A 13,907-nucleotide genomic window follows, 5' to 3' on the forward strand; every position below is an offset into this window, starting at 1 on the left:
AATTCTGAAACAATGGCCTGAGCGCCACGACCGAAACTTATATTCAGGAGATTTCATGGACATCGAGGTATTGCGCCGCGCACCCCTCTTCGCCACCCTTGACGACGACGCATTCCGCTTGCTGACGGACGAACTCACCGAGGTGGACCTTTCACGTGGAGCTTCGGTGTTCCGCGAAGGCGACCAGGGTGACCAGCTCTACTTCATCGTTTCCGGCAAGGTGAAGCTCGGCCGCACCTCCCCCGATGGCCGCGAGTCCCTGCTGGCCATCCTCGGCCCGGGCGAGCTCTTCGGCGAAATGGCGTTGTTCGACCCCAGCCCGCGTACCGCTACGGCCACCGCTGTTTCGGAAACCCGCCTGGCCGGCCTCAAGAACGAGAGCCTCAACGCACTGCTCCGCACGCGCCCCGAGGTTTCCGCGCAGCTGCTGCAGGCCCTGGCCCGCCGTCTCCGCCGCACCAATGACTCCCTGTCCGACCTCGTCTTCTCGGACGTCCCCGGCCGCGTTGCCAAGGCTCTTTTGGACCTGGCCGACCGCTTCGGCCGTCCTGCCACTGACGGCGTCCTGGTGGCCCACGAGCTCACGCAGGAAGAACTGGCCCAGCTGGTTGGCGCTTCCCGCGAAACCGTCAACAAGGCACTGGCCGAGTTCGTTCAGCGCGGTTGGCTCCGTCTGGAAGCCCGCGCCGTCGTGATCTTGGACATGCAGCGTCTCCGCCAGCGTTCGCGCTAAGCATCACATCGCAGAAAAGCCGCCCCGGTCGTGACCGGGGCGGCTTTTTTTGGTTGAAAGTGAGAGACGGTCCGGCTCAAACCCGAGGGACGTGAGAGGGGCCGGCTCAAACCCGCGGGACGTGAGAGACGGTCCGGCTCAAACCCGAGGGACGTGAGAGAGGGTCCGGCTCAAACCCGAGGGACGTGAGAGAGGGTCCTGCTAGCGCTCGCGCTGGGGCTCTCCGGCGACGGTACGGGCGGCTTCGACCTCGAGCATCAGGATTCCGCCCTCGTCGACGAGCTTCGCCTGGTACACGTGTGCTTTGCGTTTGTAGCTCAGGTAGGCGATGCACCCATTGGAGGCCGCCATTTTCTCGAGCATGATTTCGGACCCGGGAACCAAAAGCTGACCCAGGGTGAGGCCCACAGTATTCGGCTGGCCAATCTCATCACCGAGCGCCGGGGTGTCCCTGAGGGCAATCGCTTCGGCGGCCGTAACCCAGCGCCCCCATACGCCTTTGCTTCCCAGGATGCTGGGTTGCTGGTTCACGGGGACCGTTGCGGCAAAGTAACGCGTGTTGAAGCGGGTATGGGCAAAATCCGGGCTGAGCCAATTCACCAAGGGCTTCAACAGATCCGTCCGGAGGGAGAGCCCGCGCTTGGAGAGCATCTCCGTGAAGGACTTTTCCTGGGCCGCCACGGCTTCACGGGCCCGCATCCAATCGACCGTCGAGTTGGCCTCAACGGTGGAGGAAGCATCCGGTCCGGCGAGCAGCACGCCGGTTTCTTCGAAGAGTTCGCGGATGGCGCCCACCACGTGACGGCGGGCGAGTCCGACGTCGTCCGTTCCCATGTGCTCAGCCCACTGCTGCGGCGTGGGGCCTACCCACCCGACGGGATCGTCGTCGGACGCGTCCAGGGAGCCGCCCGGGAACGCGACAACACCCAACGGCGAGGATCCCGGCCTGTAACCAAGCCAGGTCTCCAAACCGGTGGGCGAGTCGCGCAAGAGCACAACGGACGATGCGTAGCGGGCGGCCCTGGGGGTCCGCTCGCCGAGCTCAAGCCAGTTTCGTGCTGCCCCTTCGAGTTCGGGAGGCAGTACAAACAGGCGACGGGCAAGCTGCGGCAATTGGGTGAACCGGTTCCTTAGCTGAATTCAGCGATGAGCTCGACTTCAACAGGAGAGTCGAGCGGCAGGACAGAAACGCCGACGGCGGAGCGTGCGTGCTTGCCCGCGTCGCCAAGGACCTGGCCGAGGAGTTCGGACGCGCCGTTGATGACGCCAGGCTGGCCGGTGAACGTCGGTTCGGAGGAGACGAAGCCGACGACCTTCACGATGCGGGTGATGCGGTCGAGGTCGCCGATGACGCTCTTGACTGCCGCCAGGGCGTTAATGGCGCAGACGGCGGCGTAGCGCTTGGCGTCTTCGGGATCAACGGTGGGTTCGTCGGATGTGCCCAACTCGCCGAGGGAGACCTTGCCCGTAGCCTCGAGTTTGCCGTTAATAAAGGGCAGCTGTCCGGACGTGTAAACGTAGTTGCCGGAGACGATGGCCGGGACGTAGTCCGCAACGGGTGCGGCGACCTCGGGGAGGGTCAAACCGAGCTCGGCCAGGCGCTGCTCGACAGCCGACGTGGGTGCGCCGGATTCCGCGGGAGACGTGGTTTCTGCGGGGGTGGTCATGGTTACTGCTTCTCCCTCTTCAGGTATGCAACAAGGCCTTTGCCATCGGGGCCACCGACGACCTGGACAAGCTCCCAGCCGTCTTCGCCCCACTGGTCCAGGATCTGCTTCGTGGCGTGAATAATGAGCGGAATCGTGGCGTACTCCCATTTGGTCATGACAGAAAGCCTAGCCCTTGACGGTAAAGTGGAAAACATGGTGACTCGCAAGAACCCACTATTCGACACTGCCACCACCCTCGGAAAGATTCTAGGTTTCCTCGGTGTGAGCGCGATTTGTGGCGTCCTGGTGGCGGGCCTTTTGGTCCCCGCAGCCGCCGTTTCGGGCAGTGCCGCCAGTGGTTCAATACAGTTCTTTGACACTCTGCCGGCGGAACTGCAGGTGGATCCGCCCAGCCAGAACACCACGATCCTGGCGAAGGACGGTACGCCGATCGCTTCGATCTACGCGGAGAACCGGACCAAGGTTCCCTTGGATTCGATGAGCCCGTTCATCAAGGACGCTGTCATCGCGATCGAGGACAGCCGTTTCTATGAGCACGGCGGCATCGACACCACGGGCATCATGCGAGCCATCGTCAGCACCGCCCGCGGCAACAAGCAGGGCGCGTCCACCATCACGCAGCAGTACGTGAACAACGTCATCAACGAGTCCCTGGTGGCGTCCGACCGTGAAGAAGACGTCAAGCTCAACGGTGGCGGCAAGGGCGTGGGCGACAAGCTCCGCGAAATGAAGCTCGCCATCGCGTTGGAGAAGAAGTTCTCCAAAGAGCAGATCCTTGAGGGCTACCTCAACATCGTCTTCTTCAACCGTGACGCCTACGGCATTGAAGCCGCCTCCAAGTTCTTCTTCAGCACCACTGCGAAGGACCTGACGCTTCCGCAGGCCGCCCTGTTGGCCGGCCTCGTGAACAGCCCCTCGGCCTTCGATCCCATCGCGAACCCGGACAACGCGCAGAAGCGCCGCGACCTGGTGCTCGCTGCCATGGTGAATCAGGGCAAGATCACGCAGGCCGAGTACGACGAAGCCGTCGCCACCCCGGTCACCACAAAGGTCACCCCCGCCCGTCAGGGTTGCGCTTACGCCACCATGGCGCCTTACTTCTGTGACTACGTCCTGCACCTTCTGTTCAACAACCCGGCATATGGCGACACCACCGAAGAGCGTGTCAAGCGCGTCCAGCGTGGCGGCCTCACCATCCAGACCACCCTTGATCCGACAGCCCAGACCGTGGCCCAGCAGCAGGTTGATGCCACGGCCGGCGCCAACCCGGATAAGTGGGGCGCGTCCATCACCTCCGTCCAGCCGGGCACGGGCCAGATCGTCAGCATGGCCCAGAACACCGTCTGGCTGCCTCAAGAAGGCAAGTTCGATCAGACCCAGAACTTCAACGTTGACGTCCTGGACGCCAACGGCAATGACCTCAACGGCATCGGTGGCTTCCAGCCCGGCTCGACCATGAAACCCTTCACGTTCGCCCAGTGGCTGAACGAGGGCAAGTCGATGAACCAGAACGTCAACGCGAGCGTGCGAAAGTACGGAGTCAACTTTCCGTGGCGTAACACCTGTCCCACGCCAGTCAACGGTTTCTACGACGCCAACGTCTCAGGAAGCTTCGACCTTCAGAACTCGGACCTCGGTTACTACCGGAACATGACCGTCCTGTACGGCCTCATGAACTCCATCAACACGGCCACGTTTGCCTCCGCCGCCCAGGTGGACCTCTGCGGCATCCAGGGCATCGTGGACGCCACCGGCATCCACGGCGGACTGCCGACGCGCGATGACACAGGCAAGGTCACCGACCCGAACCCCAAGGTCCCGATGACCACACTGTCCAACCTGATCGGCGCCACCCAGACTGCGCCGCTGACCATGGCGGCTGCTTTTGCGACCTTTGCCGCTGACGGCAAGTACTGCGAACCGATCGCCATCACGTCGGTGAAGGACCAGTCAGGCGCTGAACTGCCGGCGCAGTCCTCCAACTGCAAGGACGCCGTGAAGCCCGAGGTTGCCCGTGGCGTGGCCTACGCCATGCAGGAAGTGCTCAACGCAGGATCGGGTTCGCTGATCCGCCCATCGCTTTCTACGAAGGGCAACTTCCCGGTTGCGGCCAAGACGGGTACCAACGACTCCAACGGCTCCACCTGGGTGGTGGGTTACACCACCGGCTTGGCCACAGCCTCTTGGTTCGGTGATCCGCTGGATAACCAGCTGCGCCCGGGCCGCAATCTGACCGTCAACGGCAAGTTCTACCCGGCCATCGACGGTTACATGATCGCCGGTCCGCAGTTCACCAACTACATGTTGTCGGTGGCTCCTGCCTACGGCACCAACCCCTTCCCTGCGCCGCCGTCCAACCTGCTGGGCACGGCGGCCCCGCAGCGCAACACCACGCCTGCGCCGTCCAATCCGAACCCCGCCCCGCCTTCCAATAACGGAAACGGCGGCAACGGAAACAATGGCAATAACGGCAACGGCAACAACGATAAGGACTAAGCGTGTCCTTCCGTGATTCACTGGCAAACCGCGTCCGCACCGTCGGGCGCGGTTTCGCCGTCACTACAGCTCTCGGTGCAACAGCCGGCGCAGCAGCCGCCGCCTATGGCTGGTGGGAGAAGGACCAATTTGAGGTCCGCCAGGAAACTTTGCCAGTCCTCCCTGAGGGTTCAGCACCATTCCGGATCCTGCACCTCAGTGACATCCACTTCGTGCCGGGCCAGGACAAGAAAGCCCTGTGGCTTGAGTCGTTGGCTGAGTTGAAGCCCGACCTCGTGGTCAATACAGGCGACAACCTGAGCCACGCGAAAGCCATCGATCCCCTGATCCAGGCACTGCGTCCGCTCTTGGAGTTCCCCGGCGTGTTCGTTCCCGGGTCCAACGACTACTACGCCCCGCGGATCAAGAATCCTGCCGGCTACTTCCGCGGACCGTCGAGGCACAAGAAGGACCCCATCAAGCTCGATTGGCCAAAGCTCCGCTCCGCGTTCGGGATGGGTGGTTGGATCGATCTGACCAACCGCGCCCAGTCGGTGGTCCTGAATGGACTCCGCTTCGATTTCTCCGGAGTGGACGATCCCCACCTCAAACGCGAACGGTACGCCGGTTGGCCCCGCGGCACCGTGAACCAGGATGCGCGCCGCCACCTGAAAGTCGCTGTGATCCACGCTCCCTATCAGCGCGTACTGGACCACTTCACCGAAGCCGGAGCTGACCTCATCCTCGCCGGCCACACACATGGCGGTCAGATTTGCATCCCCGGCTACGGCGCTTTGGTCTCCAACTGCGACCTCCCCACGTGGCGCGCCAAAGGCCTCCACGACTGGGAAAGCAAGGAATTCACGACGCCGGTGAACGTCTCAGGCGGCATCGGCACGTCGCGCTTCGCGCCAGTCCGGATCGCCTGCCGCCCGGAAGCAGTGCTGCTCACCCTCACGGCACGCAGCTGAACGTCGGGGATCATTACGATCCTCAATAACTGGGTCAAACATTTCACCTAGGTTGCGTGGTCCTGTGAAACGAATCACGCCATGGCATAGGGTAGTTGCTACGGGAAACTACCTCCGCACCATCTGAAGATCCAGCTGTTGAGAAGCGGGCATGTCCAAGCAAACGTCATTTTTCACCTCCGTCGGCCGCCTGTACCCTCATGTGCGGCCAATCCTCCCACGCCTGTTCATGGGCCTGATCTGCGCCTTGCTCGCGAGCATTGTTGCGCTGACGATTCCGCAGGTACTGCGGGTACTCGTCAACAACTCTTTGCAGCCCGGCGGTTCCACGGACGCAGTCTGGATCGCCGCCGTCGTGATTCTTGCGTTGGGCGTGGCTGAAGCGGGTCTGGTGGCATTGCGCCGGCAGTTCGTTATCAACCCGGCCACCACGGTTGAGACCAGGATGCGCGTGACCCTGTACGGCCACCTGCAAGAGCTCACCGTCGCCTTCCATGACCGCTGGGGTTCGGGCCAACTGCTTTCCCGCGCGATGACGGACCTGAGCTTCCTGCGCCGCTGGATGGCCTTCGGCGCCATCATGCTGGTGGTCACCACGCTGACGGTCATCATCGGCGTCGGCGTGATGTTCTCCATGAGCTGGCAGTTGGCGCTGATCTTCCTGGCAGCGGCCGTTCCGATCATGATCAACTCCTTCCGTTTCCGCCGCCGCTTCAGCCTGGTCACCCGCCTCAGCCAGGACCAAGCCGGCGACCTCGCCACCACCGTGGAGGAATCCGTCCACGGCATCCGCGTGCTGAAGGCTTTTGGCAGGAGCCGCGAAGCACTGGAAAATTTCAACGGCCAGGCCGAGGAACTCCGTCAGACCGAGATCGCGAAAGCCAAGCAGCAGGCCGGCTTCACGCTGGTGGTCACGCTGCTCCCGGAACTGGCCCTGGGCGTCGGGCTGGTGGTGGGCATCATGCTCGCTGCCAGTGGCCAGCTGAGCATTGGCTCGTTGGTCGCCTTCTTTGCCACAGCCGCGGTAGTAGCCACTCCCGTGGAATTCTCGGGCATGCTGCTGGCCATGGCTCTGACCGCGAAGACCGCACTGGACCGCCACTTCGAAGTCATGGACACCGAAAACACCATCACCTCCCCGGTTCACGCGAAGGTACCGGAGACCGTGCAGGGCGCCTTGCGCTTTGAGCACGCTGGCTTCGGGTTCGAGGACGGCGGTTCGCTCCTCCACGATCTCACCCTGGATATCCGTCCCGGCGAGACCATGGCCCTGGTGGGTATCACCGGCAGCGGCAAGAGCGCCATGCTCCAGCTGGTCCCCCGCCTCTACGACGTGACCGAGGGCGCTGTGACGATCGACGGCGTGGATGTCCGCGACTACGACATTGACGAGCTTCGCAGGATCGTCGCCGTGGCCTTCGAGGACACCACGCTGTTCTCCAGCTCAGTGCGCGACAACGTCCTCCTGGGAGCTCCCGATCCCAGCGATGCCGCTTTGGACGAGGCCTTGGATGTGGCGCAGGCCCAGTTCGCCTACTCGTTGCCCGATGGCGTGGACACGCTGATCGGTGAAGAGGGATTGAGTTTATCCGGCGGCCAGCGCCAGCGTATTGCCTTGGCGCGGGCCATCGCGGCCAAGCCGAAGGTCCTGGTACTTGATGATCCCCTGTCCGCGTTGGACGTGAACACCGAGGAACGAGTGGAAGCCCGTCTACGGGAGGTCCTCCGCGAGACCACCACGTTGATCGTCGCGCATCGCCCATCCACTGCGGCGTTGGCGGACCGGGTGGCGTTGCTCGAAAACGGCACCATCACCGCCGTCGGGACCCACACGGAACTGTTGGCCGAAAACGACCATTACCGCTACGTCATTGCCAGCCTGGACACCGGTCCCAAAGACCTGGACACCGAACTGGACGAGCTCGAAGAAGCTGAGGAGGCCCGCCGGTGAGTGCCACAACGTTTGGAACCGCCAACGAGGACAACACGCTCCTCACCAAAGCAGACAGCAAAGCCGTACGACGCCGGTCGCTCACCTTGCTTGCCTCGCTCATCCGCCCGGTGCGGTTGCGTTTCTGGCTGACGATCGTGATGGTGGTGGTCTCGCAGCTCACCCGGGTTGCCGGTCCGGCGCTGATCGCCTTTGGCATCGACAACGCCCTCCCGGCGCTGCAGGCGGGTGACAACGGGCCGCTGGTACTTGCGGGTGCCCTGTATTTGGCCGCTGCGATCGCTACCGCCGGAATGACGGCACTGTACGTGACCTCCACGGCCCGGCTCAGCCAAGCCATGCTCCTGGATCTCCGGCTCCGCGTCTTCCGGCACACCCAGCGGCTGAGCTTGGAATTCCACGAGAAATACACGTCCGGGCGCATCATTGCCCGGCAGACCTCGGACCTTGAAGCACTCCGCGAACTCCTCGATTCCGGTGTCAGTTCCCTGGCGTCCGGCATGCTGTTCATGGTGTTCACCGCTTTTACGATCTTTGCGCTCGACTGGCGCAGTGGACTGATCGTCCTCGGCGCCGGCGTCCCCATGTTCTTCCTGGCCCGCTGGTACCAGAAGCACTCGCAGATCGCGTTCCGTGAATCCCGGGTGGTGTCCGCCCGCTTGATTGTGCACTTCGTGGAGACCATGACCGGCATCCGCGCTGTGAAGGCCTTCCGCAAGGAGCCTGAGAACGCTGAGCGTTACGGCGAGTTGGCTGAGGATTACCGCAAAAACACCGTCCGCTCCATCAACCTGAACGGCATCTTCCAGCCGGGCCTGGTGCTGATCGGCAATGTTTGCGTGGCCGTGGTCCTGCTGTTCGGTGGATTCCGGGTGCTCAGCGGTGACCTCGCGGTCGGTGTGTTGCTCGCATTGATCCTCTCCACCAAGCGCTTCTTCCAGCCCGTGGACCAGATGGCCATGTTCTACAACTCCTTCCAGAGCGCCCAGGCCGCACTGGAGAAGGTATCCGGGCTCCTCGAAGAAGTTCCCACGGTCCGCCCACCCAAGAACCCGGTGCCGCTGAAGAGTTCCCGGGGCGAGATCGATTTCAAGGGCGTGGAATTCGGCTACGGCGACGGCAACCTGGTTGTTCCCAGGATGGATCTGCACATCCCGGCCGGACAGACCATCGCGCTGGTGGGACAGACAGGGGCCGGCAAGTCCACGTTGGCCAAGCTCGTGGCGCGTTTCTACGACGTCACGTCCGGTTCGATCACTCTGGATGGGGTGGATCTCAGGGACTTGTCCACCACCGACCTCCGCCGAGCGGTAGTAATGGTGACCCAGGAAGCATTCCTCTTCAGCGGTTCCGTGGCGGACAACATCGCGTTGGGCCGGCCTGAGGCTTCACGGGCCGAGATCGAGGCTGCTGCAGCCGCTGTGGGAGCCCACGAGTTTATCGTGAGCCTCCCTGAGGGCTACGACACGGACGTCAACAAGCGCGGTGGGCGCGTGTCCTCAGGCCAGCGCCAGCTCATTGGTTTCGCCCGGGCCTTCCTTGCCGCGCCGGCCGTGCTGATCCTTGACGAAGCAACGTCCTCGCTGGATATTCCGTCCGAGCGTATGGTTCAGCAGGGACTCGCCCAGCTCTTGGAAGGCGTGGCCGGCGGGAACTCCGCCCGTACCGCGATCATCATCGCCCACCGGCTCTCCACGGTAGAGACGGCCGACAGGGTTTTGGTGGTCCATGACGGACGCATCGTGGAGGATGGGACGCCAGCAGAATTGATCAGCGGAGGTGGCCGGTTTGCCCAGCTGCACGGGGCCTGGCGGGACTCGTTGGTGTAGCTCCCCTTGGCCGGCCGCTGTGAGGAGCGACACCTACCCTCCGATTTCGCATCACGGGACGTTTCGGCTATTCTTGAACAGTTGCTTTCGCAGCGGATCGGGATGTAGCGCAGCTTGGTAGCGCGCTTCGTTCGGGACGAAGAGGTCGCAGGTTCAAATCCTGTCATCCCGACCAAACAAAGAGGGTCTTCCATCTGGAAGACCCTCTTTTGTCTTTCCCCTGCCTTTACCGATGGGCAAAAGAAAACCCGGAGCATCGCTCGTCACGCTCCGGGGTTTCTTTTACTACAATTGATTTACATGGGGTCCGGCCAGTTGCCGATGGACATCGGCGTGTACGTGGTGTCCGTTGACTTGGTCGGCGCCGCTACGCGCATAGGATCGGGCCAGTTGCCAATAGCGCTGACGGTGCCGGAATCGGCTGCGGGAGCAGCAGAGACCACACCGGGAGCCGCGACTGCGAAAGTCAGTGCGCCCGCCACGGCCACTGAAGCGATGATTTTCTTGAACATGATGTAGTACCCCAATGCGAGTCGGATTCGTTACGGAAATTGCACGGTCCCTGTTGACATACATTGTAAAATGTTTTCCACAGAGACTGTCAAGGTTTTGGTCAAAAGACACCTGTAGGAGGGACCCGTGGGAAACGGATTCGGCGAGAAGCTACGTGCCGAACGGCTCGAACGTGGGTTGACGCAGGCAGAGCTCGGCAAAAACCTGTATTCGCCCAGCTACATTTCGCTGCTGGAAACAGGCCGTCGCGAACCAACGGCTGAGGTCATCGAAGAACTGGCGCGCCGGCTCGAACTCGCGCCCAAAGCCTTGGAAGCGTGGAGCCAACCCGTTTCCGTGAGCGACGCAGAGTACGTCCTCGCCGGACTCTACGCCCGGCAAGCCTGGGACCTCCGCGACTACCAACTCGCTGCCAGCCACGCCGCCACCGCCGCGCAGATCGCCCTTGAGGCCAAGAACAACAGCGCCTGGTGGAACATGACGTACATGCAGGCCGAATGCGTCATGAAACAAGGGCAGCTGAAGGAATGCCAGCAAATCGTTGAGCACCTCCTGGAGCACCCTATGGCCACCGAATCCGCCGGCTTGGGAGTGCGCGCCTGGCAGATGCTTGCCGCGGTGTGTCACGGACAAGGTCAGCTGGCCACCGCCGTCGAGCATGCCAAGCAAGCCGTCAAACTCAGCGAACAGCTGCCCAAGGGTTCCACTCTCATCATCGGCGCGCACCGCGCGCTGATTGGTGCACTTGCCGAGAGCGGCAAGCTTGATGAGGCCTGGGAGTATTGCCTGGCCATGATCGAGCACATGGACGAGCACTCCATGTCCCAGCTCGCCGGCGAGGTGGCATGGGTGGTAGGCAACGTGGCCTTCATGCGCCACGACTATGTAGAGGGCATCAAGCACCACGAGCGCGCGGCCAAGCTCCTTTCCCCCGCCAACGACATCGAACTGTGGGCCCGCTTCAACAAAGCCTCCGCAGCGGTCCGGCTGTCCTCGGGGATCGTGGAACCGGAAACCCTCTCCGCCATCGAGCGTGCGGAACTCGCGCTGTCCATTGTGGGCGGAAACAAGACGGATCAGCTGGAGGTTGCCTTCATTCGCGCCCGCTGGCTGTACCTGACCGGCGACATTCCGGCCGCCGTCGACAAGCTCCGCGAAATCCATGCAGACCGCAAGGTCCTGGCCCGCCACACTGCCGGCGAAGTCTCGCTGTTGCTCGGGAAGTCACTGAAAGCCGCCGGCGAAGCCTCTGAGGCCCTCCAGTTCCTGGAAGAGGCCCAGCACGACTTCAGCGCGGCCGGAGCTTCAGACAGGGTCCAGCAGGCCATGGACGCCGTGCTGGAGATCCGACTGGCTGAGCGCCGTGCGGCGAAGGAGCACTCGGGAGCATAACCAGCCGAACGCAAAACTGCCCCGGACCAGACGGTCCGGGGCAGTTTGCGTTAACGCTTAGGCGAACGTACGGCCGGTGAGTTTCTCGTAAGCCTCCACATAGCGGGCGCGGGTGCGCTCTACAACCTCGGCGGGCAGGGCCGGCGGCGGCGTGTCGGAGGACTTGTCCCAGCCGGACTCGGCGGACGTCAGCCAGTCGCGGACGTACTGCTTGTCATAGGAGGGCTGCGACTTGCCCGGGGCGTAAGTGGACGCGTCCCAGAAGCGCGAAGAATCCGGGGTGAGGACTTCGTCGCCCAGCGTGATGATGCCAGTGGCCGCATCAATGCCGAACTCCACCTTGGTGTCGGCCAGGATGATGCCGCGTTCGCGGGCGATCTCCTCAGCGCGGGTGTAGATCTTCAACGTCAGCTCGCTGAGTCGTGCGGCGATATCATCGCCCACCATGGCCACAACGTCGTCGTAGGTGATGTTGACGTCGTGTTCGCCCACCTCGGCCTTGGCCGACGGAGTGAACAGCGCCTTGTCCAGGCGGGAGCCGTCCACGAGGCCTTCGGGCAACGGAATCTCGCAGACCGTACCGGATTCCTTGTACTCCACCAGGCCGGAGCCAGTGAGGTAGCCGCGGGCAATGCACTCCACCGGGAACATGTCCAGCTTCTTGCAGATCATGGCCCGGCCCTCGACGGCGGCAGGAACGCCACCGTCAACCGTGGACGCCAGCACATGGTGCTCCACGTCCAACTGGTCGAACCACCACAGGCTCAGCTGCGTCAGGACGCGGCCCTTGTCCGGAATTTCGCTGCTCAGAACATGGTCGTAGGCGCTGATGCGGTCGCTGGCCACTACCAGGACGCACTCTTGGCCGATCTTCTCCGTGATGGCTTCATCGGCCGGGATATAGAGGTCGCGGACCTTGCCGGAGTAGACGTGCGTCCAGCCCGGAAGCTCCAGGGTCTCCGTTTCGAACCCGCCGGTGGGGAGTCCTTCAGTCATGCCTAGGCCTGCACTTTCGGGATGGTTCCGGTGGCCGTGTGCGGTACGCGGATTTCACCGCGGGCGGCCTTGCCACCGATGTCCGTGCGGAACTGTGAGCCTTCAAGCTGAACCAGCTCCACGCCGTCGTACGCTTTTTCGCGCGCTTCCACCAGATCGGAACCAAGCGCGACAACCGCAAGGACGCGGCCGCCTGCGGAGACCACCTTGCCTTCGTCATCCAGCTTGGTGCCGGCGTGGACCACGTGCACGCCGTCCAGCTCATCAACCTTCTTCAGCCCGCGGATGCGGTCACCCGTCCGGGGTGCGTCCGGGTAGTTTTCGGCGGCTACGACGACGGCGACTGCTGTGTCCTTGGACCAGCGCAGCTCCTCGGCGGTGTCCAGTTCGCCCTTGGCAGCTGCCAGAAGCAGCGCGCCGAGCGGCGTCTTGAGGCGGGCCAGGACAGCCTGCGTCTCGGGATCGCCGAAGCGGACGTTGAACTCGATGACTCGGGTTCCGCGGGAGGTCAGGGCCAGGCCGCAGTAGAGCACGCCGACGAAGGGGGTGCCGCGGCGGGCCATCTCGTCCACGGTGGGCTGGGCCACGCGGTCGATGACTTCCTGGACCAGGCCTTCGGGAGCCCACTCAAGCGGGGTGTACGCACCCATGCCGCCGGTGTTGGGGCCTTCGTCGTTGTCGAAGATGCGCTTGAAATCCTGCGCCGGGGACAGCGGGACAGTGGTGCGGCCGTCGCAGAGGACGAACAGGGAAACCTCGGGGCCGTCAAGGAATTCCTCGATCACCACGGTTCCACCGGCGTCGAAGCAAGACTGCGCGTGGGCCAAAGCCTCCGCGCGGTCCTTGGTGACCACGACGCCCTTACCTGCGGCAAGGCCGTCGTCCTTGACGACGTGCGGCGCGCCGAACGTGTCCAAGGCGTCAGCAGCTTCCTCGGCGTTGGTGGCCACGCGGGCCATGGCCGTGGGGACGTTGGCTTCGGCCATGATCTGCTTGGCGAAAGCCTTGGAAGCCTCCAACTGGGCAGCTTCCTTGCTGGGACCGAACACCGGAATGCCGGCTTCGCGGACGGCGTCGGACACACCGGCAGCCAGCGGCGCCTCGGGTCCTACCACAACCAGGTCCACGCCGAGCTTGGTGGCGAGGGCAGACACGGCTTCCGGGTTGTTCCCATCAATCGCATGGGTGGGAACGAGTTTGCTGATGCCCGCGTTGCCCGGGGCCGCGTGGACCTCGGAAACGTTGGGATCTTCAAGCAGAGAGCGGACAATGGCGTGTTCGCGGCCGCCTGGGCCAATGACGAGTACCTTCACAGTCCTCAAGGGTACTTTGTGAAGGGCGCGCGGCCTAAGCTGTGTCATTCACCGGACCTTGCAG

Annotated in this window: 12 protein-coding genes and 1 tRNA gene; 7 read left to right on the top strand and 6 right to left on the bottom strand. The window is 63.3% G+C overall.

The window, feature by feature from the left end; all coding sequences use genetic code 11:
• Positions 1 to 55: 55 nt before the first annotated feature.
• Complete coding sequence (locus tag QEH68_RS16945; protein ID WP_011775987.1) at positions 56 to 733, top strand: Crp/Fnr family transcriptional regulator; 678 nt, start codon at positions 56 to 58, stop codon at positions 731 to 733.
• Between the two features lie 201 nt (positions 734 to 934).
• Here QEH68_RS16945 and QEH68_RS16950 read toward each other — a convergent pair whose 3' ends face one another.
• From QEH68_RS16950 to QEH68_RS16960, 3 genes are read right to left on the bottom strand one after another with little or no spacing between them, the layout of a single operon-like run.
• The gene (locus tag QEH68_RS16950) at positions 935 to 1,846 is read right to left on the bottom strand and encodes an NUDIX hydrolase (RefSeq protein ID WP_280623498.1); all 912 of its coding nucleotides are present in this window, start codon (positions 1,844 to 1,846) and stop codon (positions 935 to 937) included.
• A 17-nt stretch (positions 1,847 to 1,863) separates the two neighbouring features.
• Positions 1,864 to 2,400, bottom strand: coding sequence for a RidA family protein (locus QEH68_RS16955; RefSeq protein WP_207594591.1), 537 nt, complete (start codon positions 2,398 to 2,400; stop codon positions 1,864 to 1,866).
• A 2-nt stretch (positions 2,401 to 2,402) separates the two neighbouring features.
• The gene (locus tag QEH68_RS16960) at positions 2,403 to 2,558 is read right to left on the bottom strand and encodes a DUF4177 domain-containing protein (RefSeq protein WP_011775990.1); all 156 of its coding nucleotides are present in this window, start codon (positions 2,556 to 2,558) and stop codon (positions 2,403 to 2,405) included.
• Positions 2,559 to 2,595: 37 nt separating this feature from the next.
• Here QEH68_RS16960 and QEH68_RS16965 point away from each other — a divergent pair, with 37 nt between their 5' ends.
• From QEH68_RS16965 to QEH68_RS16985, 5 genes are all read left to right on the top strand, one after another.
• Positions 2,596 to 4,899 (top strand): transglycosylase domain-containing protein, encoded by a 2,304-nt coding sequence (locus QEH68_RS16965; protein WP_280623499.1) that lies wholly within the window; start codon positions 2,596 to 2,598, stop codon positions 4,897 to 4,899.
• 2 nt (positions 4,900 to 4,901) lie between these two features.
• The gene (locus QEH68_RS16970) at positions 4,902 to 5,849 is read left to right on the top strand and encodes a metallophosphoesterase (protein ID WP_280623500.1); all 948 of its coding nucleotides are present in this window, start codon (positions 4,902 to 4,904) and stop codon (positions 5,847 to 5,849) included.
• Between the two features lie 151 nt (positions 5,850 to 6,000).
• The gene (locus QEH68_RS16975) at positions 6,001 to 7,800 is read left to right on the top strand and encodes an ABC transporter ATP-binding protein (protein WP_280623501.1); all 1,800 of its coding nucleotides are present in this window, start codon (positions 6,001 to 6,003) and stop codon (positions 7,798 to 7,800) included.
• Positions 7,797 to 9,629, top strand: coding sequence for an ABC transporter ATP-binding protein (locus QEH68_RS16980; RefSeq protein ID WP_207594599.1), 1,833 nt, complete (start codon positions 7,797 to 7,799; stop codon positions 9,627 to 9,629). Before QEH68_RS16975 ends, QEH68_RS16980 begins: the two co-directional genes overlap by 4 nt.
• A gap of 98 nt (positions 9,630 to 9,727) precedes the next feature.
• Positions 9,728 to 9,804 (top strand) — tRNA-Pro (locus QEH68_RS16985).
• Positions 9,805 to 9,925: 121 nt separating this feature from the next.
• Here QEH68_RS16985 and QEH68_RS16990 read toward each other — a convergent pair.
• The gene (locus QEH68_RS16990) at positions 9,926 to 10,141 is read right to left on the bottom strand and encodes a hypothetical protein (protein ID WP_026541397.1); all 216 of its coding nucleotides are present in this window, start codon (positions 10,139 to 10,141) and stop codon (positions 9,926 to 9,928) included.
• A gap of 127 nt (positions 10,142 to 10,268) precedes the next feature.
• On the opposite strand from QEH68_RS16990, the gene QEH68_RS16995 reads away from it, so the two are divergent.
• Positions 10,269 to 11,534: a helix-turn-helix transcriptional regulator gene (locus tag QEH68_RS16995; RefSeq protein WP_280623502.1), complete on the top strand. Its 1,266-nt coding sequence runs from the start codon at positions 10,269 to 10,271 to the stop codon at positions 11,532 to 11,534.
• A 57-nt stretch (positions 11,535 to 11,591) separates the two neighbouring features.
• Here QEH68_RS16995 and QEH68_RS17000 read toward each other — a convergent pair whose 3' ends face one another.
• Both QEH68_RS17000 and purD read right to left on the bottom strand, forming a co-directional pair.
• Positions 11,592 to 12,530 carry a phosphoribosylaminoimidazolesuccinocarboxamide synthase gene (locus tag QEH68_RS17000; protein WP_280623503.1) on the bottom strand — a complete coding sequence of 313 codons (939 nt, stop codon included), beginning with the start codon at positions 12,528 to 12,530 and terminating at the stop codon, positions 11,592 to 11,594.
• A 2-nt stretch (positions 12,531 to 12,532) separates the two neighbouring features.
• The gene (gene purD, locus QEH68_RS17005; protein ID WP_280628036.1) at positions 12,533 to 13,843 is read right to left on the bottom strand and encodes a phosphoribosylamine--glycine ligase; all 1,311 of its coding nucleotides are present in this window, start codon (positions 13,841 to 13,843) and stop codon (positions 12,533 to 12,535) included.
• Between the last annotated feature and the right edge of the window lie 64 nt (positions 13,844 to 13,907).

Origin of the sequence: Paenarthrobacter sp. OM7 (assembly GCF_029873575.1) — a bacterium.
Lineage (GTDB): Bacteria > Actinomycetota > Actinomycetes > Actinomycetales > Micrococcaceae > Arthrobacter.